Here is a 23,785-nt window from a genome sequence, read left to right as displayed (position 1 = left end):
TCTTTTTCCTAGCTCTTGATTTTTCTTCTTTTGTTTCCTTTTTTTTACCCTATCTTCCATGCTTTATACCCTTTTCTTTCCCCCCCCCCCCTGTTTTAGGGGTTATTTTAATAGAAGGGTGGGTCAATTTTCATGAGAATTTTCAATCTCAGGATATTCTGAAAAGGCATATGTTGAGATACTCTTGAATAAAGGTATTTCACCAATAAGGTATCAAAATCTAAATCTTGAAAAAGAACTTGATAATGCCTGATAGAGTCATAGTAGATACATCTGTTTTGATAGCCCTTGAGAGAATTGATCTTCTTTCTTTATTGTGTAGAAGTTATTGTGCCAGAAGGGGTATTAAAAGAATTTGGTAACATTAATTTAAATTGTCTTTCATCTATGCATATTGAAAAATCTTTTTATAAAGGAAATGAATCTGGGCCGGGGAGAGGCTAAAGTAGTGGTATTGGCTTATGATACTGGCATTCCTGTACTGATTGATGATTTAAAAGCAAGAAAACTGGCTGAGGAACTGGGATTAAGAATAAGTGGAACAATAGAATTATTGATGAAAGCTCAAAAAATGAATATCATTAAAAGTGCCTTTGAAAAAGTTTTAGAACTAAAGAAAAAAGGCTTTTACATTTAAGATGAAATATTAGAACAAGTTGCAGGGTTTAGTTGACAAGCCTATGCAGGCAGTGAAGTGCCAGCCCTTGTAGAGAAGGTCTTGCAATGCACCCAGTATCCCAAGCAACACCAACAGATCACTCTTTTCCAGTGGGTAGGTTGAGGTGAAAATTTGTAGATAAAATTTTTGAATGTGAAATTTACCTTGAATATTTTTTAAGATGGATGTAATTTAATTGTCAGTTTTGTATAATCAAAGAGGAGGCAAGAAAAAATGTCTGGTTTACCTGAATTAATAGTAGTTCTTTATCTTATAGCAATAGTTTTCTGGATTTCAGGAATTGTGGTTGCAGTAAGGATAAAGGGGAAAAAGGCTTTTCATATTATTTTTGCTGTGCTGTCATTGCCTGCCTTAATGTTTTTAAACAGAATAGTGAGCATCTTTTTAATTAAAAATCAGATAGTATCAACCTTTAAAAGTAGCGTAATCGCTTTTGTCATCAGCACTGTAGTGTTATGTTCACTGCAAATATCAATTTTTTTCTACATGAAAAAAGTTAAAAATAAAAGAACTCTATCAGCAGGAGATGAAAAATTAGATTAAAAAGAAATTTTTATGTGTCGTTGATCGTTTGGATGTTGCTTCTTTTATCAGGTCAGGCTCATGCTGATCAGACAGTGTTTACAGAGAAGACCGCGAAAAACTTCACCTACCACATGTTGTATTCAGACAGAACATTCACATTAAAAAACGGAGAATATGGCTCTCCCCTGAGCCCTGGTGAAGAAGACATGAATAGCTTTATTGAAGTAAAGCTGATAAAATACCTGATGACGAAGTCATTTGAAACAGTATATGTTGCAGTGGTGATACTTGCTGAAAGTGGTGGCAGAAGCGGCTATTTTTTAGATAACAGCACTTACTGTGGAAAATGATGGAGTTGTGCAGACCAATTCTATTGAACTTGGAGAGAGAGTTGAAATTGGAGAGTTAAAATTCTTGGAGGGTTATGCTTCTCCTTTTGGAGGCAGCAGAGATAAGATTTTCCTTAAGCTTTTTACGAACAGAGCATTAAAGGCAGTATTTTGGAGCTATACCAGATTACTATGTTTATCTGGCTGATATAAATGTCAAATTTGACAAGGAGGAAAAATTATGAAAGAAAGACCTAAAATAGCCCCTGTTAGACCCTCTCCCTTTGCTTCAAAAATAACGATTGTGATGCTTATAATATTTCTATTTTTTGGAGTAGCTATAATGGCCGATGCTCCTGATGAAACTCCTTTTGCCTTTTTTCGTATTATATGGATTATTGCATGTCTTGCAGGCATTGTATATTCAATTAAAAATCTCTCAACATATTCAGATTCAAAGAAAAAGAATATTCCTATCACTGCTACGGATGTAGTAGAGATAGATGAAAGTGAAATACCAGAAGGAATGGATTTTGAGAAAAAGCTCAGGAAACTTGAGGCTTTGAGAAAAGATGGACTTATAACTGATGAAGAGTACAGGCAAAAGCGTAAGGAGATTATGGATGAGAAGTGGTAAAAAGAGATAAAAACAAAAGAAGGAGGGCTATTTTGAGTAATAAGATATTTATATGGTTTTGTATGGTGATATTTTTATTCGCAGGAATTGGTTATAAAAAGGCATTCTCTTCAGAGCCTGTAATAATTACTGCAGAAGGTGAATATGTAATGGGTAATGGAGAGACAATGGAAGTGGCAGAGGAGAGAGCAAAAAAAGCAGCGGTGCAGAAAGCAGCTGAGCAGGCTGGCGCATATGTAAAAAGCTATACTAAAGTTAAAAATCTTGCCTTAGAAAGTGATTTCATTGAGGTCATTGCAAACCATTCAATGAAAATTGAAGTCATTGAAAAGAAAAAAACAGTTCTCGGGGATGTAGATGCAATAAGGTTTTATGTAAAAATTAAAGCCACCATGTCACAGGAAGAGATAGAAAGCAATCTCAAAAAAGTAATGCAGGATCAAAGCATTGTAGATTCTTACAACAGATTAAAGTCAGATTTTGAAAAACAGAATAAGGAAATGGAAAGACTTAAAAGACAGCTTGAACTTGCAACCGGTGGAGATAAAATGAAAATAGCAAAACTAATTTCTGAAGAAGAGAAAAAGTATAAGGCAAACCTCTGGCTTGAGAGAGCACAGCAACTTTCGTCTTTATTTGAAAGAGAAGAAGCGCTTAAAGCATATAAAAAAGCCTTAGAACTTAATCCAGATTTACCACAGGCTTATTTTGGCATTGCTAAATTAATACTGGATGAAAATATTGGTGAACCAATTGATGATAAAGAAAAAGAGGAAAAACTTAAATCCTTAAAAAAGGCTGAGGAAAACATAAATAAAGCAATACTACTAGATGAAAACTATGCTGAAGCTTATGCCCTGAGGGCAAATATCATTTATAAAATAAAATGGCTTGTTGGTGAGGAAGAAGATGAAAAGGATTATAATGACAAAGTTTTGAAAGATATAAACAGGGCATTAGCTTTAAATGCTCCAAACAAATTGGAGTTATACAAGTTACAGGCATTTATATATATTGATAGGCTTCAAAATGCTGTTTTAGAACTAATTAAAGAGCGCAGATTTGCTGACTCTGAGCAGAAACTCATTGATGATTACATTAACAAAGCATTAAACGAAATTGAAAAAGCTGCTTCTTTTTGTAACAAGGAAGATTCAGGATGTCTGGCTCAGTTCTATAGACTGAAGGCCAACAGTGTCTACTATTTAGCCGAAAGGTATTATTCCTGGTTTGACGAGACAAAAGCTGATAAATATCTGGAACTGATGAAAAACTATGGTCAGAAAGCACAGGAAATAGAAGATCAAATAGAATTGCAGAAATATCAACAATATAAATTAGAAAAGGAAAAATTGCAGGAAGAAATCAAAGATATAGACCAGACAGAATATGGAAAAATTGAACATTATCTATATGAAGGAGGATGGGAAGAAAGGGTAACAGGTGTTTCCTTTAATGAGATTAAGGGGAAAAATGAAGAAGAACAGGAAAAAATTGCAAAACAGATAAAATCAAGAATTGAAAAGAAGATTGCTTCAGGGAATGCGACAGCAGAAGAGTATCTATTTATGTCCTTTCGTGTGGATTCACCATTAAAAGAAGATTACTTCAACAAAGGGATATCCCTTCTGGAAAAAAGAAATCCTCAGGGGATTGATGCGCTCCTGCTTGTGTACCTATGTCTTCTTTATAAGGAAGGAAATTATGATGTTAAGATGAGCTATATAAAAAAAGCAAAGGAGATTGTGGACAGAAACCTTCCCCAGGCACAAAAGTCATTGAGTATTGATGAATTTATGTCCTTAGTCTCAGAGATGGGGATGGTAACAGATGACGAAAGTCGCGTTAATGTTACTAAAAAACTTGGTAAGCTTAACAGACAGCAGGCAGAAGCCTTTTTCTGGTTTGGTTTTGCAGCACAGATTTCTTCGCGGAAAGCAGAGATATATGAAAAACTGGATTTGCTGCAAAAGGCACGTGAGGAATACCTATACCTATGCAATACTTTCAAAGATCAATCAGCATGCAAAAACGCTGAAAGACTAAAATAAATAAAAGGAGTTGAAAGATGAAAAAAAGTTTAATTATTATGTTTTTTCTGTTGTTTTTATCTCCATCTTTATTATTTGCAGACAAAGGTCTTTTCTGGTGGGATATGGATGCACAGGTGAGTGAGGATTCTCAGAAGGCAATCATATTTCACAATAAAAAAGAAGAGGTTTTAATTCTTGGAACTGAACTAAAAGCAACTAAAGAAACTGGTATCCTTGAATTCATTCCCTTTCCTTCAGAGCCAGAAGTAAGCCTTGCTAAGGGAAATCCCTTTAAGGAAGTAAATAAGCTATTGAGAATAAAAAGGATAGAGTTTGAAGTACCAATTTACAAAGGTGGTGGAGGAGGTGGAGCAGAGCCTGTTGAGATAAGACTGAGTCAGAAAATAGGACTTCATGATGTGACTGTAATAAAGATAAATGACATAAATGGTTTTAACAATTGGGTGATTGATTTTCTCGATAAAAAGGGGATTAAAAAGATTGAAGTCAAGGCACTCAAGAATTTTTCAGCCATTGCTGAAGATTACATAAAAAAGGGAATCCAGTATTTTGTATTTGATTATGTGGAAGTTAAAAAAGAAGCAAGATTCATTGAACCACTAATTTACAGATTTAAGACTGACAGACTCTATTATCCACTGAAAACCTCAAACATTATTGGAGGAGTTGGCAGAGTTGAACTTGTGCTAATACTCCCCGGGACTATTGGAATAAATGAATATGAAAGAATAAGAATAATTGAAGCCTTTCCAGAGCAAAGAAGACCTGAATTAAGCAGTTCTTCAAAGGCGTATTTGAAAGAACTCAAGCCGATTTATGAAAAGGTGGAAGATATTTTCACTGAAAAGGACAAGATTTACATTCAGATGCTTCGTTATGAAGGAAGATATGAATTCAGAGATGACCTGAACCTTGATATATCAAAGATTGCACCCTATGCAAGGAAGTTAGAAAGGTGGTACTATGACTACAATTTTCTTGATGATTTTACACTTGATGAACTCAATGACTACTTTGAAGCTCATCCAGAGTTGAGGAAGAAATAGGAGAGAGTTTATGAGAAAAATCCTTATTCTATTTATTCTTTTATCACTGCTGGAATTTGCTTATGCACAGACAGAAACAGAAAAATACAGTTGCATAGAGGTAAAAACAGACCTTGAGAATGATAAAATTCGATACAGTATAAACAGGGAAAACACATCTGAGTTTACATTAAAAAATTGTATCCCTGAAAATCTGAAAATTTATGTTAAAAATAGAACAATCACCTATGCAAAATCAAGAAGGCTTATTGAAGACGGAAGAATTGAAAAGAACGATCTTTTCGCAATTGAATGCTATCAACCTTTAAGTGAAGATGGCAATCTTGCTGATTATGAAGGTATAAACTTAAATTTTTATAAGGGAAAAATCTCTGGTCTGATTACCCCTGAATATCCCCTCTATCCGACACTGAAACAAACTTCAGAAAAACTTAATATCGCCGTCCCACATAGAACCTTTATCATTTTCAATGGATTTGGAGGTTCATCCCATGAATTTTTCTGCTATGTTGATGGAAAAAAATTAGAAAAACCAACTAAGGATAACTGTCAGTATTCTTTTGACGAAGTCCTTGATATTCACGCAAAAAATAAAAATACTGTTGCAATAAGTGATCTCGCCGAAAAATATTTTAAAAGGCAGGATTATGAAAAGGCAGAGAAGGCATACAAAAAGTTGATGGAAATATCAAAAAATTCTGATTATTCGGGACTTTTATCAATCTATATTGCCACAGGACAGTATAAAAGTGCAGAAGAGTTGTTGTTAAAAAGATTAAAAGATTCACCTTTTGACACTCTATTATATATTTCACTTGCAAAGGTTTATCTTTACCAAAAGGATTATGCCAAGGCGAAATCGACTATCCAGAAGGCTTTAAAACTTAAGTTCGAAGCGGGCGAATATGAAGCACATGCAATTCTCGGTGAGGTGTATATTAAAGAAAGAAAATATCAGGATGCAATTGATTCCTTTGAAAAGGCTTCAAAATTTTTTAAAAAGGAATGTGAAGATAAAAATTTAATGATGTCTCATTTCTTCAACCGTCAAGAAACCAAACCTATTGATTGTTCAGTCCAGACAATCCCTTACCAGTTAAAAATAATTTACAGTCTTACCGAACTTGAAGATTTTAAAAGAGCAGAAAAGTTAGTAATAGAAATGTTAACTAAAACACCAAATGATCCGCACATCTACGGCCATCTTGCATATGTATATGCAGGTGAAGGGCAATTTGATAAAGCGTTAGAAATGGCTGATAAAGCCACATCATTGCTTAAACGAAAAGGTATAGGTGCTAATATTGTAATGGGTGAAGTTTATCCCATGATTGTTTATGTAAGTAAAAACACACCTGCAGAAAGAGCAGGTCTAAAAAAAGGAGATAAGATTATAAACCTCGGTGATAATGATATAAGGTTTTTGAGAGAAAATGGAGATATTTTGCGGACAGTCGTAGATTACATAAATAAAAATGAAAAAATAAAATTTAAGGTTTATTCTGAAAACTCTATTGAATTAAAAGATCTTGAACTAATACCTGAGGAGTTTTTAGAAAAAAAAGCCTCAGAGGTTTTAGCATTTAAGGCTTTGATTTTAAGAATAAAAGGAGAAACTTCTGAATTTGAAAAGCAGTCTTTAAAAGCCTATGAATTAAACCCTGAAGACAAATTAACCCTTACTGTAATGGGACTTCTAAAAACTGATAAAGGAAGATACAAAGAGGCGGTTGAGATTTTAGAGAAATTGACAAAATACAGTAATGATAGCCTTATTCTGCTTATAAAACCTTTAATTCATGCCAGAGCTGGAGAGCTGGATAAAGCAAAGGAATATTACAGGGAAATACCTGAAGAACTTTTAAAGACAAGAAATGCGCTATATAAAAGGCTTTTAAATGAGATAAGAGAAGTATTGAAATGAGCAAGACCTTCAAAATATTTTTTTTAATTCTCATAGCCTTGATACTCTGGACAGCATTGGCTTTTGTTGATGCTGGAGCAATTGGTATTGGAATAATTCTATCTGTTTTTGCATTTATTGATATAATCACAGGAAAATTCAAGGAAAATGAAAAAATAATCTGGATAGTTGTGGTCTTGATTGCTATTACCATAGGAATGCTTGGAATTTTATTAAAAAAACCCGCTGAAGATAACAATTCCATGAATTTTCTATTCGGTCTGATTGCTGTAATTTTAAGTTTATCTTATTTTTTAGTTGGCAGGAGAGGAAAATTGAAATAAAAAGGTGGGGTTCAAATGTGAAAATTACCTTGAAAGTATAAAAAAAAGAATAAAATTGCTTTATAGCCCATTTTAAAATATAAACAAAAAATAAATACTATGGAGGTGTAATATGAAAAATTTGATTACACTTATTTTAGTAGCAAGTCTATTTATAACATCTCAGCTTTTTGCTCGGACACCCTTTGAAGAAGCTGTGGACACAGCGATCGAGAGCAAAAGAGCAGAACAGGAAGGAAGATGGGGTGATTTTCCTGGTCCGGAACAACCACAGGAAAAAAGAGATGAATTTTTGAGACCAATTGAAGAGAAAATCCCTATACCAACTCCACACAAAGAAAAAGAAGATTCGAAATCGTTTAACAAACCTTGTTTTGAGAAGATTATTCTTGCAGCTAACAATGAAAATAGTTACTCTGAATGGAGCATGCAAACCAATGGATGTTATGAACGAGTATGCTGTTGTGATAAAAACGGACAAATGTGGTGTGAAAGATGTTGTCCTGATAGTTCAGGAAAATGCATAGCTTATAAGATCAGATGCCAGTGAAAGTAGTTTTTTTAAAAAACAGGATGGAACTATGGTAATACCAGAATGCTTTCTGGGATTGCCATATTCGTACAGTCGTTCACTGTTTTTTTAATGACAAAAGAGCAGTTAGAGACATATTATTTAGGAGCAGAAAAAGTGAAGTTGTAGAGGTTTTTGTGAAGAAAAATTTTTTAACCTCATTAACTATATTTCTTATTCTCTCCTGTTCATGGAAAACAGATTTCTTTGTGCTCAACAGTTCAAAAAACTCAGTATTAATCAACTTCAAATATTCAGTAGATTCCACAAAAACTACCCCTTATCTTGAAAAATTAAAAAGGGAAAAACCAGAACTTTACGAAAAAATAAAACGAACGCCCTGCAAGTTTGAAAAAGAAATAAAAAATGGCTGGTTCCCTATGCTATGTGATGAAAATTTAGAAAACTGCAGTTTATTGCAGGCTGATGAATTTATCTATAATCAAGATGAATGTTTTATAGAGGTAACATTAAAACCCAAGCAGTCCATAAAATTATTTGAAATTTGCTGTAACTATACTGGCCCAGAAGAAGAAAAAGAGACAGAAAAAAACGATAGTAAATCTGTTGCTAAAGACAGCAATGTCATAACCCTTACCATCAAATCTCCTGATGAGACAAAAGTGTACAAAGGGATTAAACTTATGAGGGCATTTGAGAAAATTGATAAAAAAATATGTGCTTAATTATGAAGGAGACAAAAAATGAGACAGATTAAACCCGGGCATGTTCCATCTAAGATAGGATTTTTTTCTTCAATAGCAGCTATAATCTTTGCGATATTTTGGATATTAGGCGCTGTTGAGATTGGGGCTCCATTTGTTTTCCCATTATTCGGAATAGTATTTATAATTATCGGAATAGCATATGCAAGGTACTCATACAAAAATGCATTCGGAGAGAAATTGATATCTGTATACGACATAGTCGATTATTCAGAAGAGAATGAGATTATCGAACGAAAAATAAACGATACTGGTGTCATCAACTACAGCCCCTATTGTGGAAACCCTGTAAAAGAGAGTTTTTCTTTTTGCCCCAAATGCGGAAAAAAGATTAAGTAAATATCTCTGGAGGTATATCATGGTTAATTTACCTAAATATTTTATGCTGGCAATCATACTTGTGGCAGTTTTCATTTTTAATCCCCTACCCTGTAGGGCTGAAGATATTGCTGATTCAAATAATAAATTTACATTTGAACTATACTTAAAACTCATACAGGGTAAAGAGGGGAGAAATGAGTTCTTCTCACCCTTCAGTATTGTTACTGCTATGGGTATGACTTACGAAGGTGCAAGGGGACAGACAAAAGATGAGATGCAGAAAGTCTTTCATTTCCCTTTAAATGATAAAACTCGGAGAGATGGATTTTTCAATCTAATCAACGAGATAAACAAAAAAGACAAAAAGTATCAACTCCACACCGCAAATGCCCTCTGGGTAGAGAAGACCTATAAACTGCTTGATGATTATTTAAAGGTGATAGAAAGGTATTATCAAGGCAAGGCAACAAATGTGGGATTTATTGACCCAACTGAAAGAGAGCAGGCAGTGTTTACGATTAACGGCTGGATTGAGGGTAATACAAACCGCAAAATCAAGAATATAATAACGCCACAGGCAGTTTCGCAGGATACAAGGCTTATCCTTACAAATGCGATATATTTCAAGGGGAAATGGCAAACACAGTTCAAAAAAAATTTGACAAAAGATGAGGATTTCAAGGTTTCACCGAATAAAAAAGTAAAGGTGCCGATGATGACAATGGATATGAAAGGATTTAATGAATATCCAGAGTTTAACTATACTGAAACAGAAGACCTACAAGCCATCGAACTTCCCTATGAAGGAAAGGAACTCTCAATGATAATATTACTTCCAAAAGTAGATCTTGAAAGCATAGAAAAGACATTAACCTATGAAAGGATAAGCGAGATAAAAAGAAAATTAAGTATGACACCCGTAGATTTATATCTGCCAAGATTTAAGTTTGAAAGGGAATATACACTCAAGGAAGTATTTGCAGGCATGGGTATGCCAACTGCTTTTTCTGATGATGCAGACTTTTCAGGCATGGATGGAACAAAAAAACTCAAAATAGATGATGTAATCCACAAGGCATTTGTGGAGGTCAATGAAGAGGGGACAGAGGCGGCAGCAGCCACCGCTGTGATAATGTTATCAAAAGCCTCTGTGGAGCGAACAAAGAAGCCCGTGGTCTTCCGCGCAGACCATCCCTTTATCTTTATAATCCAGCACAATACAACCGGTGCTATACTATTCATCGGTAAGGTATACGAGCCGAAAGAAAATTCTCACTGAAAATTTACAACTGATAAAGAAGAGATAAAGGTTACAGTAAAACTCACAGACACAGGTTCTGGTATTGGAGACATAAGGCTATATCTCAATGAAACAGCAGTTCTTGTTGACAGTGCAAGGGGAATAAAGATCACACCAAAGGCTGGAGAGAAGTCTATCTTTAAGACATATACGGTAAAACTTCTAAATGGTGAAAACATCATAAAGGCAGTAGCCTTCAATGGTGACAACACCATGCAGAGTAACCCTGCTGTGCACAAGGTAATTGCAAGTATAAGCATTAAAAAGCCTTCCATGTATGCAGTGGTCATAGGGATAAATGAATACAAAAACCCAAAGCTTGAGCTCAAATACGCAGTGGCAGATGCAAAACTCTTTGCAGAGACCATCACTCAGATTGCAAAGCCTCTGTTTGAAAAAGTAGAGGTAAAACTTCTCACAACAAAGGAAGAAACTACAAAGGAAAATATCAAAAAGACCCTTGAAGGCTATAAAAACCTCAATCCAGAGGATGTCTTTGTCTTCTATGTGGCAAGCCATGGAACAGTGGATGAGGGAGAGTATTTTCTCATAACGAGTAATGTAGGTTCATTAAGCACCTTTAGGCTTAAAGAAGATGCCCTAACACAGGCAGAGCTAAAAGAACTCATAGCCAATGTACCGTCAACAAAGAAGTTCATAGTGATAGACACCTGCAATGCTGGAAAACTTGGTGAGGCACTGCAGATGGCAATGCTTACCCGTGGTATGAGTGAAGAGACTGCGGTGAAGATACTTTCAAAGGCAGTTGGTTCCACAATTATTTCAGCATCCACATCCCTTCAGGAAGCCCTTGAAGGTTATCAGGGACACGGGCTGTTTACCTATGTGCTTGTAGAAGGCTTAAAAGGCAAGGCAGATACAGACAGAGATGGATTCATAAAAACCCTTGAGCTTGCAAACTATGTGGATAGTGAGGTTCCAGCCCTTGCAGAGAAGATTTTCAAACGAGCTCAGTATCCAACAGCTACACCGACAGGCCAGTCATTCCCACTTGGTAAAATAAGGTGAAAATTACCTTGAAATCATTTCCATAAAACTTTATAATTTGAAAAAAGCGAAGGAGTGCAGCATGAAAAAAACTCTGTTTCTTCTTTTACTACTATCTCTTGTCTTTTCTTGCGCTCCTGTTTCTGAGATAAAAAAAGAGGCTCCTGAAGTAAAAATATCAGATGAAGAACTTCCTAAAACAGTTGCAATCCTTCCATTTGAGAATAAAACAGAGGAAATAGGAATAGCAAATCAGGTTAGAAAGGCTTTTTACAATCACTTCAGTTCAAAGCCTTACAGGGACATTGAACTCAGCATCGTTGATGAGAAAATTATTCAGCTTGAAAAATCAAAGGGTAAAAACATTCTTGAAATTCCACCAGCAGAGATTTGTGAAGCTTTGGGATGTGATGGATTGATTTATGGAAGGGTTACTGATTACAAAAAGATTTATGCTGTTGCCTACTCTCAGCTTGGAGTGGAAGCTGAAGTCTGGATGGTAAACACCAGAACAGGAAAGGAAGTTTTCAGGCTGAAAGACTCTGTGAGATACCATGAGGGTGGAGTTCCACTTTCTCCATTGAGTGCTGTCATGACAGCAATATCAACTGCAATGAATATAAGAGACATTCAGCAGGTAAGAATGATCAACGAACTTTGTTACAAATTTAATGAAAAAATCCCTTCTCCTGCGGGAACTGTTGAAGAAAGACCAACTATTAGAGAGGTTCTTACAAATGCAAAGGACTCTCCCTTTGGAAAAGGAAAAGTCATACAGGTTGGTGTTGAAGGAGACAAAGGCATGGTTGCAACCTTTGACATCGGTAACTTTAAAAAAGGTATCCCGATGAAGGAAACACAGCCAGGGATTTACATTGGCGAGTATGTTGTTATGCCCGGTGATAACGTTAAGGAAGTTCCCCTAATTGTGTCTTTACGAAAACCCGGTGGATACGAAACTCAATGGATTGATGTAAGCGGATTTGTCACAATTGATACAACCCCGCCTCCTCAGGTAACAGGATTGAGGGCTAAAGGATTCCATGACAGAATTGAAGTATCTTGGCAGACCCTGAGAAATGTGCCTGACTTAAAGGGTTATAAGATTTTAAGAAGCGACAAACCCCTCACTGATTTTAAAGAGATTGGCATAACAGAGCTAAACTCCTATGAAGACAGAACCGCAGAGCACGGAAAAACTTACTACTACAGAGTTGTTGCCTACGATAATGCAGGAAATGAATCAGAAATACAGGATGCTGTACGGGCATCCCTGACAACAAAAGAGCCTCAGATGATTTCAGGAGAAATCACAAGAGATACTGTTCTTTCAGGAGTTTACATTGTTAAAGATAGCCTCATAGTTCCAAAGGGGCTAACTCTAACAGTTGAGCCAGAGACAAGAATAATGTTTCACGAAAACTCAGCGCTTTCTGTTGAGGGCAAACTCATCTTAGATGCGAAGGACTCTCCAGTAGAATTCATCTCAGTTTCTGATAAAAAGTGGAGAGGAATATCTGTAATATCAGGGCAGATAAATATAAGTGGTTTCAGGATTAAAAATGCAAAGACTGGATTAACCTTAAATTCATCACAGGGCTTTATTGAAAATGGAATAATTACAGATTGTGAAACAGGGATTTCACTAACAGGAATTCCTTCTCCATCAATAAAGAATTCAACAATTTCAGGTAATAAAACAGGAATTGGGCTCATAAGGACAAACTCCGTAGTTTCCATGAACAGCATATTTCAGAATGAAACAGGCATTAAAATTAATGGATTTTCAGGTGAAATAAGGGATAACAACATTTATGATAACAATCTGAATATTTCTTCGGAGACGGTTTTAAAAATTCATCCAAATTACTTTGGTTCAACAAATATTGATGAGATGAGGCTTAGAAATATTGAGATAAGCAAAGTTTACGATGGTAAAGTTCCAGAAGGAAGAGTTGTGAATGCAGTCTCAAATCCCTACTCAGGGCTTTCTCAGGAAGAAAGACAAAGGAAGGCAACAGAGCTTTTAATTGAGGCAGGAGCATACTTCAGGCAGAGAAACTACGGAAAAGCTGTTACACTCTTTGAGGAAGCGCTGAAAGCCTTTGCAACAGCTGAAACTTATTACTATCTTGCTATATGCTATCAGGAGATGAAGGAAGATGAAAAAGCATTGAACTATCTTAGAGAGGGGGTGGAAAAGTTTCCAAAGGATTCAACACTTCAGAAATCACTGGGATTAATGTATTACCAGACTGGCAGGGAGGAGGAAGCAAAAAAGGTATTTGAAGAGGTCCTGAGGCTCAATCCTGAAGACAGACAGGTAAAATTTTTACTTGAAAGATTAACAGCTAAATAAAAGGGAGGTTTTTATGGATAGTGAGAAAGGATTTTTTGCACAGCTTTTTGACCTGTCATTCAAAAGTTTTATTACTGTAAGAGTAATCAAAATACTGTATGTATTTGCGATAATTATTTCAGTACTTATTGGACTGGCTTTCTTAATCGGTGGAATAAACTCTATGAAATACTCACCCTTTGGAGGATTTTTGCGAATAATAATCGCTCCAGTGATTGTTTTTTTAAACATTATTTGGGCAAGGGTTGTTCTTGAAATAATTATCGTCTTGTTTAAAATAGAGGAAAACACAGCTAAAATTGCTGAAAAAAATTGAACTTTGAATTTTGAACTTTGAATTGCCCGAAGGGCAGTTGAACTTTGAACTTTGAATCACCCGTCAGGGTGGTTGAATTGCCCGAAGGGCAGTTGAACCTTGAACTTTGAATCGCCGAAGGCGGTTGAATAACCCGTAAGGGTGGAGGAGGAGTAAGATGAAAAGATTTAGTTTAATTACTATTTTAATGGTTTTAATACTTATCTCTGCTTCATCAGCGCTTTCAACCATGAATGTTGATGAAAAATCAGGTTTATGCAGTATTGGTTCTGAAAACTATCTTCTTGCAGCATCGGCAAACTGCAGTGAATGGAGTGTTCAGCTTAATGGTTGCTATGAGAGAGTATGTTGCTGTGATCAAAATGGTCAGCACTGGTGTGAAAGATGCTGTCCTGACAAAAGCGGTAAATGTATAGCACAAAGAGTAAAGTGTTAAGGCAAACTATGGGAAGAATTTTTTACCTTCTATTGATAATCCTGATATTTAGCTCTACTGCCATTGCTTCCCAGTCTGCGATAACAGAGTCAGAGGGATATGCCTGCATGAGTGAAGACAGGTCAAAGAGGCAAACAGAGGAAACAGCACTTCAGGATGCAAAGAAAAAGGCAGTTGAACAGGTTTCCACCTATATTCAATCTGAAACAAAAGTAAAAGACTTTGAACTTCAGCATGATTTGGTTAATGCCTATGCAAATGCAAAGGTAAGGATAATTGAATCAAAAGGTGCATGGGATAATGAACCACCAAGAATTGGAGACTGCTACAGGATAAAAATAAAAGCTGAAGTAGTTCCCGATGAAGAGGCAATGAAAAGGATTTCTCAATCAAAAGAACTTGATGATCCCACCGCACCACTTAAGGTTAATGTATGGACAGATAAAAAAGAATACAGGGCAGGTGAAAAAGTAAAAATTTATATGAAAGGCAACAAACCATTTTATGCAAGAGTTTTATACAGACAGGCTGATGGAAGCCTTGTTCAGATTCTTCCAAATCCATACAGAAAAGATAACTACTTTCAGGGAGGAGTTGTTTATGAAATCCCCTCAGGTCCAGACAGATTCGAACTTGAGGTAACACCACCTTTTGGTGAAGAAAGCATTATTGTTTATGCAAGCACTGGCATGCTCGGTGCAGTTGATGTTGAGCCAGCTGGTGGAGTTTACAAGATAAGAACAAATTTTGACGAACTTGGCGATAAAATAAGAGGAGTACAGATTGTTGAAAAAGGTGTTCAAATTACAGGAAATGGTAAGAGCAAAGCCTCTGAGTTTTACGAAACAAAGTTGAGTATTAAGACACAACGAGAGAGGTGAAAATTACCTTGAGAAAATTAGTTGAAATTTATACAATTTTATAGCTCCTTGAGGAGCTAACATCAAAACAGGGAGGTTGAAAATGAAGAAGAAATTTTTTCTGATTGCCCTGTGTCTTGTGATAGTTGCTTCCGGATTTTTATTCATTACACTCAACAAAGACACTGCTACTGCATCTCAAAAGGTTGATTACTGCCTTGCAATGAAAAGTGATGGAAAAATAGAAACAATGATAGCTGCAAAGCCATGCACACCATCTGGATGGTGGTGCACTTCAAACAGTCAGTGCTGCAGTGGCAAATGCACAAATAATGTATGCGATTAAACTAAGAGTAGGCAGGCTTATGCCTGCCTTTAAAATTAAAATTCAATGAAAAAGTTAAAATTTTTGATAAATTCGATAATTTTTTTATCCTTTCTTTTTACAGTATACCCTGCATTTTCAAAAACTCTTATTCTTGAGGGAACCCTTCAAAGCAGAATAAAAATAAACCAGCAGTTGCAATTTAATGTAACTGAGCCTCTTGAAAGCTTGAGTTTTAGATTTGCCCTTCCAAAGGATTTTTCAAATAAGTTTGTTTCACAAAGAATTTATAATCTTGACATAAAAATTGAACCAGAGCCTGAAAAATTTGAAAAAATAACTGACCGGTATGGCAATTATTGGGGTCTGGCAAGCTGGCGAAATCTCACAAGATCAGTCAGGATAACCATAACCTTTGAAGCCTCTGTTGGCTCAGAGTTAAAAGCGGAAAACTCTGTGACATCCTTTCCTCTGAAGGATATTCCTGAATCTGAAAAGATTTTTCTTCAATCTACACAACTTGTGCAGGCGGAACATCCTGATATTGTAAAACTCGCCAGAGAGCTCACAAAAGATGCCCAGACAGAGTATGAGGCAGTTACAAGAATTCTTAACTGGGTTGCTGACAATATAAAGTATACATACAATCCACCTCAATTTGATGCTCTATGGACACTTAAAACAGGAAAAGGAAACTGTCAGAATCTTGCTCATATTTCAATAGCACTTCTCAGAGCTTCGGGAATTCCTGCAAGAGTAGTTGGTGGACTTACTTTAAAACAGCAGTGGAAAATTCCTCTTGGAAAGAACTTTCTTGTTCAGAGCATGGGTCAGGGAGGACATGCCTGGATAGAGGTTTATTTTCCTGATCTTGGGTGGCTGAGTTATGATCCCCAGCAGTCAAAACAGTTTACATCATCGAGGCATATAAAACAAACCCATGCTCTTGAATCTGATGAGGTAAATGATACATGGAGAGCTTCTCCCTATCTTCCCTCTTTTAATGAAACTGTTGAGGCAAAATTTCTTTCTGACAGAGTTTCTCTTTCACCTAAGGCATCTGAAACCTCACCAAGAGTCTATCTTTTAAGCAATAAAATTCTCGTAAAAAAAGAGAGCATTGAAAAGCCTCCTCCACCGCCTCCACTTCCTCCACCGCCTTTGCCAAAAGAGAAGGTATTTGAATTCGGAAACATGGATTTTCCAAGTCTTGTTGAACTATACCAGATTTCAGGGGACAGGGCAGTGAAAATACTTGACAAAGAAACAGCCGAGTATGTCACATCAAAATATATCTATGCTCAGGCATTCAGAGTTGATGAACCAGTTGAAGTTGAAAAAATATCCCTTGCAATGAGAAAATTCGGCGGTGACGGAACTGTATATATTGATCTTGTTGAAGATGAAGGAGGTAAACCTTCACTTAAAGGATTCAGATCAAAGCCAGTTTTTCTGGAAAGCATTCAGAAACGTCCGGGTTATTACTGGGTTGATTTTACATTTCCTGAAAGGATTAAAATCAACAAGGGAAAATATTGGATAGTGCTCAGACACTCTGGTGATGTAGTAATGAACTGGTTTTACATACCCGGGAATCCCTACGGAGATGTCGATGATACTCGCTCAACTCTTAAAGGATATCAGTGGGAAGATATTTTAAACTACGATTTTGTATTTAAAGTAAGGGCAAAAAGATAGTAATGTCACCTGTTGGAGAGGTTTTACTTAGACAGATATACTTCACAGGAATTCAAGCATTGCCTGCAATAACAATTTCAGGATTGCTTATAGGTTTTGTTATAGTTCTTCAGACAGCTTCAATAGCAGGAGCAGGCTCAAGCAATGTTATTGGGAAAATACTTTTATGGCTTGTTTTAAAAGAAATTGGTCCGTTTTTTACAGGTCTCATAATTCTCACAAGAAGTGGCTCTGCAATTGCAACAGAACTTGCCACAATGAAACTTAACAGAGAGATAGAGTATCTTGAGGCAATGGGAATAAAACCTGAAGTTTATCTACTAAAACCAAGACTTTATGGAGTTTTAATCTCTGCCATTGTTCTTTCCATATATTTTCAGCTGTCAGCCATTTTTGGAGGAATCTTTCTGGCAACACTGATAAGTAACATCCCTTTTTCAGATTACGCAGATGTAATTATTCTTAATCTTTCCTTTAAAGAGATTGCAATGTCCTTTTCAAAGTCAATGATTTTTGGTATTTCAATATCAGTAATCTGTATATGGCAGGGGCTTTCTGTCGCGAAAAGCTCAACTGAAATACCACAGAGAGCAACTAAAGCCATTACAGGGAGTCTTTTCTCAATATTTTTATTTGATGTTTTTATCGATTTTGTTGGAAAATTTATTGAATGATAAAAGCATTTGGTTTAACTGGTGAGTTTATTGATATGGAAATGGACTTTGAAATTGAAAGGGGTTCAAGAAATGTGTTTGTTTTTCGAAAGGAAGAACAGGGAAGTGAATTTTTAAAACTAATCATAGGGCTAAAAAATCCTAAAAAAGGAGAAGTAATTATAATGGGACAAAAACTTAAAGAACTTACAAGGGATAAAGTCCTTGAACTGAGAAAAAAAATTGGCATAGTTTTTAAAACAGGAGGATTAATTAGCAATTTAAAGGCATGGGAAAACCTTACACTTCCAGCAATTTACCATAAAGTTGACAGGGAAGAAAATATTATCAGAAGAGGGATTGAAATTCTTAAAAATCTGAATTTTAAAAAAGAGCCTATGATTCCTTTATCAGAACTTACACTCTTTGAGAGAAGATTAATTGGGATTGCAAGAGCTTTTTTAATAAATCCTGAGATTGTAATTTTTGAGTATCTTTTTAATGGACTTGAGGAGTCTGAAAAAAGAGAACTCATTGGGAAAATACAAAAGATTGCAGATGGGACTACACTAATTTATATTCTTGATTCAGAAAGGGACAGTTTACTGATTGAAAAAGCCAGTATAATTAAATATGCAGAAAATTAGACAGACAGATCCAAGATTTGTTTTTCTTAAAAGCAAGATTTTTTTATTCATTTCAATAGCTCTGATAGGAACTATTATCATTCTATTTTTCATTGCAAAGCAAAAGGGAATCTTTACAAAAACAGAATATTTCTACTTTAAAACAAATAAAGCAACAGGGCTTTACAATGGTATGCCTGTTAAAGTCTCAGGCTTTAAAATAGGAAGACTACAAGAGATGAAACTTGAAGATGATGGAACAGTAAGAGTTATTCTTTCAATAGAACAATCCCACACAAAATGGTTCAGAGAAGGCTCAGTAGCACTACTTACAAAAGAAGGCTTCATTGGTGAGTCTTATATTGAGATACTACCGGGCAGTGGACAGCCCCTTAAGCCAGGACAGTCAATAAAGTTTTTCAGACAGGCAGGATTTGAAGAGATAGCAGCAGAACTTAAAACAGAAATATCGGAAATATTATCGGGCATAAGAGAGACAGTAAATTACATAAATAATCCAGAAAGTAATATCAGAAAAAGCATTGAAAATATTGAGAAAATATCAGAAAATCTCATAAAAACAACAGACAAGATAAATCAACTTCTTGATGAGCTAAATAGAAAGGCTCCTTCTATAACTGAAAAATCAGAAAAATCACTCGAAGAGCTCATACAATTAATAAAATCAGCAAAAAACCTTTTAAATGAACTTAATGAAACAGCTCAAACAATTAAAGGAACTACAAAACAAGATTTACCTGCAATGGTTGAACAGGCAAAAAAGAGCATGCAGGACCTTGATGAAATACTTCAGAGTATAAAAGGCCTATGGCCCATAAGAGAAGGTATAAAAAAGCCTGAAATAAAGCCTATAGAGGCAGACAGTTATGAAAGATAGATTAAAGATTACTATAACGTTTTCGTTTTTATTTTTTTTGATAATTTCTGGATGTTACAGAGCTCCAGTTGAACAACCTTTCATAATAAAAGAGTTGAATAGTTTGATTTTACAGGCAAACAAAGCCTTTCAAAGGGGTGAGATTGAGAGAGCAAAAAATTTATATAATGAAGCTCTAAAAAAATCCCGCCTTATTCAGGATGACAATGCAACTGCGATAATTTTAATTAGTCTTTCAAGACTTTACAGCTCAGAGAGTGAGATAGGGGAAGCAAAAAAATTCATTGATACAGCTATGGAACTTTCTAAAAAAGCATTGTTACCTGAAAATACTATTGAAGAGCTTGATTTTGAAAGAGCAAGAGTAGGTTTTTTACTTAACGAGGATGTGCAAGAGCTTTTAAAAAAATTAAGCCTCTCTAAATTCAACAACATAAAGATAAAATCATTGAATCTACTTGCAAGATTAAAAATAAGACAGAATAACTATGAAGAAGCAGATAGACTGTTACAACATGCTCTTGAGATAAATCAGAAAATAGATAAAATTGAAGAAGCTAACACATTAAGACTTCTTGGAGAGATTTATTCAACTAAAAATCAAAAACAGGCAGAAAGCTATTTTCTTAAAGCACTTGAGATTGACAGAGAAATTGCAAATCCTCAAAAAATAGCCCTTGATATGGAAACCCTTGGCAGATTTTATAAAAATACAGGGGATAAAAAGAAAGCTAAGGAATACTTTATTAGAGCCATTGAAGTATGGAAAGCTCTTGGGAAAGAAGAGGTAGTGATGAAAATTGAAAAAGAACTCGAACCCTGAACTTTGAACCTTGAACTTTGAATCGCCGAAGGCGGTTGAATCGCCCGTCAAGGCGGCGGGCTTTTGAATCCCGAAAGTGTGTGGAGGGAAACATGAAAAAAACAGTTTTAGTTATCATATCCATACTATATCTATCAACACTTGCCTATGCCTCGATTGGAGAGATTGAAAAAATTGATGGAATAGTTCTCTACAGGGAGCATTCTGGTATTCCCTATAAAAAAGCCAAAGCAGGACTTTCTTTAAACACTGGCTTCTGGATAAAAACAGAGGAAAAAAGCTGGGCAGTTATCAAAATGGTTGATGGAAGCAAGTTTACACTTGCCGACAACACAGAGCTTGAGATTTCAGAGTTTTTAATTGACAAAAGTAAAAAGAATGGAGTCTTTCATATAACTCAGGGCAAAATAAGAGCTACTGTAGTAAAACTTACAGGACAGGCAACAAACTTAAGAGTTAAAACTCCCACAGCAGTTGCAGGCATAAAAGGGACAGAATTCCTGATGCTTTCAAAAGGGCTGGCTAATGTATTTTTTGGCAATGAAAATACAGTCTATATTGCTGGTTACGACACTTCAGAAAAGACTCTCTTACCTGATACGATGGTTCAGAATACGAGAGGACTAACACCAACAGAGCCTGTAAAAGTAGAAGAGGGTAGTCTTCTTTATGATGCAAAAAAAGGTCTTTCAGAGATAACAGCACCAACTCCACCAGAGGAGTGGGAGATATCGGGTGTTCTTCCAGACATTATTGCAAGATGGAATATAAACTATGGACACTATCTTGCTGATAGTGGTAGATATGAGGAAGCTCTTTATGTATTTCAGATAGCACTTGATCTCAGTGACAATCCAGAGATAAAAGCAGATGCAAGACTTGAAAGAGGTACTGTTTATTCAAGGTTTCTCAGAAATCCTGAAGCTGCCTTAGCTGAGTATTTGATAGTTCTTGATGAGTATCCAGAGGTGCCTCAGAAAGAGGCAGCACTTTATCTTGCAGGAATGACACTTTACGAACTGGGATTTAAAGAGCAGGCAAAACAAAAACTTCTTCAATATAAAAAGAACTATCCCGATGGAAAATATCTGACAAATGTGGAGACAATTTTAAAACTTTTGGAAAATGAAAAATAAACTTCCGATTTTTCTTTGCATTGGATTTTTCTCAGCTCTATTTGTTTTTCTCTTATACATAATGAAGATTGATTTTTTAACAGCCCTTGACTACAAACTCAAAGACGCAAGATTCAGAATGAGAGGATCCATGGAGCCTGACAGCAGAGTTCTAATCGTAGCCATTGACTCAAAAAGCATTGACAAATTCGGTAGATGGCCCTGGGATAGAAAAATTACTGCAAAATTAATAGAAAAGCTTAAAAAAGCAACAGTTGTCCTTGATATAGTTTTTTCAGAAAATTCTGATCCCTACTCTGACAGGATTCTCTCTGAAACACTAAATAAAAACAATGTGATTGTCGGATACTACTTTAGAGAAGATGAAACATACATAAATTATAAATCTTATGAAAATCTGAGGCAATCAAGAATAAAAATAGTCAAAACCGAGCAACAACCTCCACCCATACGGATGATTCAACTGCCCTTCGGGCAATTCAAAGTTCAAAGTTCAAGGTTCAAGGTTCAAGAAACAATCCCTGTAAGAGAATTTCCTTATGTAGAGCTTAATATTCCATCTATAAAAGCTCAGGCAGGCTTTTTTAATATCTTTCCAGACAGAGATGGAGTTTACAGGAGAATAAATCTCCTCGCCATTTACAATGGAGAACTATATCCTCATCTTGCACTTATGGCAGCCTCAAAGTTCAAGGGAAAACCAATAATTGTTGAGATTGCTCAATATGGAATAAAAAGTATAAAGGTAGGAGATGAGACAGTGCCTGTTGATGAATCTGGTAGCCTTGCACTCAATTATTATGGAAAAGCTGGCACATTCAAAACAATATCAGCAGTAGAAGTTTTTGATGGAAAGGTGCAGGTGTCAGAGGATTCCATAGTTTTCATAGGAGCCACAGAGATAGGAATCGCTGATATCCGTAGCACTCCGGTTGATCCTGTTATGCCGGGAGTTGAGATATCTGCCACTTTAGTTTCAAATATTCTCAAAAAGCAGTATTTGATATCCAACGCATGGGTAACATTCCTTGATATTCTCTTTATTGCAGTTCCAGTTATTTTATTGAGCTTTATTTTTATGAAAACATCAAAAACTCTCTACTCTCTGAGCTTTTTTATGGTTTCTCTATTTTTAACTTATTCAATAAATCTTCTGCTATTTAAAAACTACTTCCTTGATCTTTCCTTAATCTATCCTTTTCTGGCTCTTTTACTGTGTTATGTGTTATCAGAGGTATATAGAAACTTAATCATTGAGAAAAAAAGCAGATTTCTCAAAAAAGCTTTTTCAAGCTATGTCTCACCTGAACTTGTCAACATAATAATAAAAAATCCCGATACTTTAAAGCTCGGTGGAGAAAGAAGAACAATAACAGTGCTTTTTTCAGACATACGAGGTTTTACCACACTATCAGAACAGCTTCTTCCAGAGCAACTTGTTATGTTTCTTAATAACTATCTTGATCCCATGACAAAAATTGTGCTTAAACACAGAGGAATGCTTGACAAATACATTGGTGATGCCATAATGGCAGTGTATAATGCACCAGTGGAAATTCCTGAGCATGCTAAAGAAGCTGTCTTAACAGCCATTGAGATGATAAAAGAGCTTAAATCTCTAAATGAAAAGTTTGTTAAATCTGGATTTCCCGAGATTGACATCGGAATAGGAATAAATACAGGAGAGGCAGTAATAGGAAACATGGGAACTAAAACAAGATTCGACTATACTGCAATAGGAGATACTGTAAATTTAGCATCAAGACTTGAAGGATTAAATAAAATATACGGAACAAGAATAATAATAAGCGAAAACACTTTTAATGCTTTAAAGGAGACAAACAACCTTACTGGTGAGTCAACCGCTCTGCGGGCGATTCAACCGCCTTCGGCGATTCGAAGTTCAAAGTTCAAGGTTCAAATAAGAGAGCTTGACCTGATAAGGGTTAAAGGGAAAAAAGAGCCTGTAAAGATATATGAAGTAATAGAAAACAATGATTTTGAGCCCGCAGTCAAGGAGTTTGAAAAGGCATTAGATCTTTATAGAAATTGCAGATTTAAAGAGGCAATGGAAATATTCACCAAAATTAAAGAAAAATTTAATGATAAAGCCTCATCTGTCTATGAAGAAAGATGCAGGTTTTATATTCAAAATCCTCCACCTTCAGATTGGGATAAGGTTTACACTGCCACAGAAAAGTAATACAATAATT

The 23,785-nt window shown here is 35.6% G+C and carries 26 protein-coding genes; 25 read left to right on the top strand and 1 reads right to left on the bottom strand.

Translation table 11 applies throughout. The annotated features are described in order from the left end of the window. The first annotated feature begins 418 nt into the window (after positions 1-418). From TAGGR_RS04405 to TAGGR_RS04345, 12 genes are all read left to right on the top strand, one after another. On the top strand, positions 419-637 hold the full coding sequence (locus tag TAGGR_RS04405) for a PIN domain-containing protein (RefSeq protein ID WP_153000445.1): 219 nt from the start codon (positions 419-421) through the stop codon (positions 635-637). Between the two features lie 255 nt (positions 638-892). Further along, a complete protein-coding gene (locus TAGGR_RS04400) occupies positions 893-1,222 on the top strand; it encodes a hypothetical protein (RefSeq protein ID WP_059176134.1) in 330 nt (109 codons plus the stop codon). A gap of 14 nt (positions 1,223-1,236) precedes the next feature. Next, positions 1,237-1,554 carry a hypothetical protein gene (locus tag TAGGR_RS04395; protein ID WP_153000444.1) on the top strand — a complete coding sequence of 106 codons (318 nt, stop codon included), beginning with the start codon at positions 1,237-1,239 and terminating at the stop codon, positions 1,552-1,554. 220 nt (positions 1,555-1,774) lie between these two features. After that, positions 1,775-2,170 carry an SHOCT domain-containing protein gene (locus TAGGR_RS04385; RefSeq protein WP_059176131.1) on the top strand — a complete coding sequence of 132 codons (396 nt, stop codon included), beginning with the start codon at positions 1,775-1,777 and terminating at the stop codon, positions 2,168-2,170. 32 nt (positions 2,171-2,202) lie between these two features. Then, positions 2,203-4,221, top strand: coding sequence for a tetratricopeptide repeat protein (locus TAGGR_RS04380; protein WP_236698897.1), 2,019 nt, complete (start codon positions 2,203-2,205; stop codon positions 4,219-4,221). Positions 4,222-4,238: 17 nt separating this feature from the next. After that, positions 4,239-5,270, top strand: a complete 1,032-nt coding sequence (locus TAGGR_RS04375; protein WP_059176130.1) for a DUF2330 domain-containing protein — start codon at positions 4,239-4,241, stop codon at positions 5,268-5,270. Positions 5,271-5,280: 10 nt separating this feature from the next. Next, complete coding sequence (locus TAGGR_RS04370) at positions 5,281-7,194, top strand: tetratricopeptide repeat protein (RefSeq protein ID WP_059176129.1); 1,914 nt, start codon at positions 5,281-5,283, stop codon at positions 7,192-7,194. After that, the gene (locus tag TAGGR_RS04365) at positions 7,191-7,517 is read left to right on the top strand and encodes a hypothetical protein (protein WP_059176128.1); all 327 of its coding nucleotides are present in this window, start codon (positions 7,191-7,193) and stop codon (positions 7,515-7,517) included. Before TAGGR_RS04370 ends, TAGGR_RS04365 begins: the two co-directional genes overlap by 4 nt. 112 nt (positions 7,518-7,629) lie before the next feature. Beyond that, a complete protein-coding gene (locus TAGGR_RS04360) occupies positions 7,630-8,067 on the top strand; it encodes a hypothetical protein (RefSeq protein ID WP_059176127.1) in 438 nt (145 codons plus the stop codon). 158 nt (positions 8,068-8,225) lie between these two features. Continuing rightward, positions 8,226-8,774, top strand: a complete 549-nt coding sequence (locus TAGGR_RS04355; RefSeq protein ID WP_059176126.1) for a hypothetical protein — start codon at positions 8,226-8,228, stop codon at positions 8,772-8,774. Between the two features lie 18 nt (positions 8,775-8,792). After that, the gene (locus TAGGR_RS04350) at positions 8,793-9,152 is read left to right on the top strand and encodes a zinc ribbon domain-containing protein (RefSeq protein WP_059176125.1); all 360 of its coding nucleotides are present in this window, start codon (positions 8,793-8,795) and stop codon (positions 9,150-9,152) included. A 19-nt stretch (positions 9,153-9,171) separates the two neighbouring features. Next, entirely contained in the window at positions 9,172-10,413 is a 1,242-nt protein-coding gene (locus TAGGR_RS04345; RefSeq protein WP_059176124.1) for a serpin family protein, read from the top strand. On the opposite strand, the gene TAGGR_RS04340 is transcribed toward TAGGR_RS04345, so the two are convergent. After that, on the bottom strand, positions 10,407-10,649 hold the full coding sequence (locus TAGGR_RS04340; protein WP_059176123.1) for a hypothetical protein: 243 nt from the start codon (positions 10,647-10,649) through the stop codon (positions 10,407-10,409). The two genes, TAGGR_RS04345 and TAGGR_RS04340, sit on opposite strands and share 7 nt — an antisense overlap. On the opposite strand from TAGGR_RS04340, the gene TAGGR_RS04335 reads away from it, so the two are divergent. From TAGGR_RS04335 to TAGGR_RS04275, 13 genes are all read left to right on the top strand, one after another. After that, positions 10,648-11,463 (top strand): caspase family protein, encoded by an 816-nt coding sequence (locus tag TAGGR_RS04335; protein WP_059176122.1) that lies wholly within the window; start codon positions 10,648-10,650, stop codon positions 11,461-11,463. The genes TAGGR_RS04340 and TAGGR_RS04335 overlap by 2 nt on opposite strands. 61 nt (positions 11,464-11,524) lie before the next feature. Next, positions 11,525-13,801, top strand: coding sequence for a GNA1162 family protein (locus TAGGR_RS04330; RefSeq protein ID WP_059176121.1), 2,277 nt, complete (start codon positions 11,525-11,527; stop codon positions 13,799-13,801). A 13-nt stretch (positions 13,802-13,814) separates the two neighbouring features. Continuing rightward, positions 13,815-14,117, top strand: a complete 303-nt coding sequence (locus TAGGR_RS04325; RefSeq protein WP_059176120.1) for a DUF4282 domain-containing protein — start codon at positions 13,815-13,817, stop codon at positions 14,115-14,117. 157 nt (positions 14,118-14,274) lie between these two features. After that, a complete protein-coding gene (locus TAGGR_RS04320; RefSeq protein ID WP_059176119.1) occupies positions 14,275-14,553 on the top strand; it encodes a hypothetical protein in 279 nt (92 codons plus the stop codon). 8 nt (positions 14,554-14,561) lie between these two features. Next, positions 14,562-15,434, top strand: coding sequence for a DUF4384 domain-containing protein (locus tag TAGGR_RS04315; protein ID WP_059176118.1), 873 nt, complete (start codon positions 14,562-14,564; stop codon positions 15,432-15,434). A gap of 82 nt (positions 15,435-15,516) precedes the next feature. Beyond that, positions 15,517-15,759 (top strand): conotoxin, encoded by a 243-nt coding sequence (locus TAGGR_RS04310; RefSeq protein WP_059176117.1) that lies wholly within the window; start codon positions 15,517-15,519, stop codon positions 15,757-15,759. A gap of 45 nt (positions 15,760-15,804) precedes the next feature. Then, complete coding sequence (locus TAGGR_RS04305; protein WP_059176116.1) at positions 15,805-17,436, top strand: transglutaminase-like domain-containing protein; 1,632 nt, start codon at positions 15,805-15,807, stop codon at positions 17,434-17,436. Positions 17,437-17,438: 2 nt separating this feature from the next. Continuing rightward, positions 17,439-18,110 carry an ABC transporter permease gene (locus TAGGR_RS04300; RefSeq protein ID WP_059176115.1) on the top strand — a complete coding sequence of 224 codons (672 nt, stop codon included), beginning with the start codon at positions 17,439-17,441 and terminating at the stop codon, positions 18,108-18,110. Continuing rightward, entirely contained in the window at positions 18,107-18,736 is a 630-nt protein-coding gene (locus TAGGR_RS04295; RefSeq protein WP_059176114.1) for an ATP-binding cassette domain-containing protein, read from the top strand. The genes TAGGR_RS04300 and TAGGR_RS04295 overlap by 4 nt, the downstream gene beginning before the upstream one ends. Next, entirely contained in the window at positions 18,723-19,613 is an 891-nt protein-coding gene (locus TAGGR_RS04290; RefSeq protein ID WP_059176113.1) for an MlaD family protein, read from the top strand. The genes TAGGR_RS04295 and TAGGR_RS04290 overlap by 14 nt, the downstream gene beginning before the upstream one ends. Continuing rightward, positions 19,603-20,436: a tetratricopeptide repeat protein gene (locus tag TAGGR_RS04285; RefSeq protein ID WP_059176112.1), complete on the top strand. Its 834-nt coding sequence runs from the start codon at positions 19,603-19,605 to the stop codon at positions 20,434-20,436. Before TAGGR_RS04290 ends, TAGGR_RS04285 begins: the two co-directional genes overlap by 11 nt. 92 nt (positions 20,437-20,528) lie before the next feature. After that, a complete protein-coding gene (locus TAGGR_RS04280; RefSeq protein ID WP_059176111.1) occupies positions 20,529-21,572 on the top strand; it encodes a FecR domain-containing protein in 1,044 nt (347 codons plus the stop codon). Beyond that, positions 21,562-23,775 (top strand): CHASE2 domain-containing protein, encoded by a 2,214-nt coding sequence (locus TAGGR_RS04275; RefSeq protein WP_059176110.1) that lies wholly within the window; start codon positions 21,562-21,564, stop codon positions 23,773-23,775. Before TAGGR_RS04280 ends, TAGGR_RS04275 begins: the two co-directional genes overlap by 11 nt. The last annotated feature ends 10 nt before the right edge of the window (positions 23,776-23,785 follow it).

Source organism: Thermodesulfovibrio aggregans (genome assembly GCF_001514535.1).
GTDB classification, from domain to species: domain Bacteria; phylum Nitrospirota; class Thermodesulfovibrionia; order Thermodesulfovibrionales; family Thermodesulfovibrionaceae; genus Thermodesulfovibrio; species Thermodesulfovibrio aggregans.
The sequence above is the reverse complement of the archived record's forward strand: the minus strand, read 5'-3'. Positions and strand labels throughout refer to the sequence as shown.

Bases quoted from the DNA above. Each gene is read 5' to 3' on its own strand.
- TAGGR_RS04285 (WP_059176112.1), top strand. From the start codon at position 19,603: ATGAAAGATAGATTAAAGATTACTATAACGTTTTCGTTTTTATTTTTT.
- TAGGR_RS04350 (WP_059176125.1), top strand. From the start codon at position 8,793: ATGAGACAGATTAAACCCGGGCATGTTCCATCTAAGATAGGATTTTTT.
- TAGGR_RS04375 (WP_059176130.1), top strand. From the start codon at position 4,239: ATGAAAAAAAGTTTAATTATTATGTTTTTTCTGTTGTTTTTATCTCCA.
- TAGGR_RS04345 (WP_059176124.1), top strand. From the start codon at position 9,172: ATGGTTAATTTACCTAAATATTTTATGCTGGCAATCATACTTGTGGCA.
- TAGGR_RS04405 (WP_153000445.1), top strand. From the start codon at position 419: ATGAATCTGGGCCGGGGAGAGGCTAAAGTAGTGGTATTGGCTTATGAT.
- TAGGR_RS04295 (WP_059176114.1), top strand. From the start codon at position 18,107: ATGATAAAAGCATTTGGTTTAACTGGTGAGTTTATTGATATGGAAATG.
- TAGGR_RS04400 (WP_059176134.1), top strand. From the start codon at position 893: ATGTCTGGTTTACCTGAATTAATAGTAGTTCTTTATCTTATAGCAATA.
- TAGGR_RS04385 (WP_059176131.1), top strand. From the start codon at position 1,775: ATGAAAGAAAGACCTAAAATAGCCCCTGTTAGACCCTCTCCCTTTGCT.
- TAGGR_RS04330 (WP_059176121.1), top strand. From the start codon at position 11,525: ATGAAAAAAACTCTGTTTCTTCTTTTACTACTATCTCTTGTCTTTTCT.
- TAGGR_RS04320 (WP_059176119.1), top strand. From the start codon at position 14,275: ATGAAAAGATTTAGTTTAATTACTATTTTAATGGTTTTAATACTTATC.
- TAGGR_RS04275 (WP_059176110.1), top strand. From the start codon at position 21,562: ATGAAAAATAAACTTCCGATTTTTCTTTGCATTGGATTTTTCTCAGCT.
- TAGGR_RS04305 (WP_059176116.1), top strand. From the start codon at position 15,805: ATGAAAAAGTTAAAATTTTTGATAAATTCGATAATTTTTTTATCCTTT.
- TAGGR_RS04360 (WP_059176127.1), top strand. From the start codon at position 7,630: ATGAAAAATTTGATTACACTTATTTTAGTAGCAAGTCTATTTATAACA.
- TAGGR_RS04340 (WP_059176123.1), bottom strand. From the start codon at position 10,649: ATGGTGTTGTCACCATTGAAGGCTACTGCCTTTATGATGTTTTCACCA.
- TAGGR_RS04300 (WP_059176115.1), top strand. From the start codon at position 17,439: ATGTCACCTGTTGGAGAGGTTTTACTTAGACAGATATACTTCACAGGA.
- TAGGR_RS04315 (WP_059176118.1), top strand. From the start codon at position 14,562: ATGGGAAGAATTTTTTACCTTCTATTGATAATCCTGATATTTAGCTCT.
- TAGGR_RS04290 (WP_059176113.1), top strand. From the start codon at position 18,723: ATGCAGAAAATTAGACAGACAGATCCAAGATTTGTTTTTCTTAAAAGC.
- TAGGR_RS04280 (WP_059176111.1), top strand. From the start codon at position 20,529: ATGAAAAAAACAGTTTTAGTTATCATATCCATACTATATCTATCAACA.
- TAGGR_RS04310 (WP_059176117.1), top strand. From the start codon at position 15,517: ATGAAGAAGAAATTTTTTCTGATTGCCCTGTGTCTTGTGATAGTTGCT.
- TAGGR_RS04365 (WP_059176128.1), top strand. From the start codon at position 7,191: ATGAGCAAGACCTTCAAAATATTTTTTTTAATTCTCATAGCCTTGATA.
- TAGGR_RS04335 (WP_059176122.1), top strand. From the start codon at position 10,648: ATGCAGAGTAACCCTGCTGTGCACAAGGTAATTGCAAGTATAAGCATT.
- TAGGR_RS04325 (WP_059176120.1), top strand. From the start codon at position 13,815: ATGGATAGTGAGAAAGGATTTTTTGCACAGCTTTTTGACCTGTCATTC.
- TAGGR_RS04370 (WP_059176129.1), top strand. From the start codon at position 5,281: ATGAGAAAAATCCTTATTCTATTTATTCTTTTATCACTGCTGGAATTT.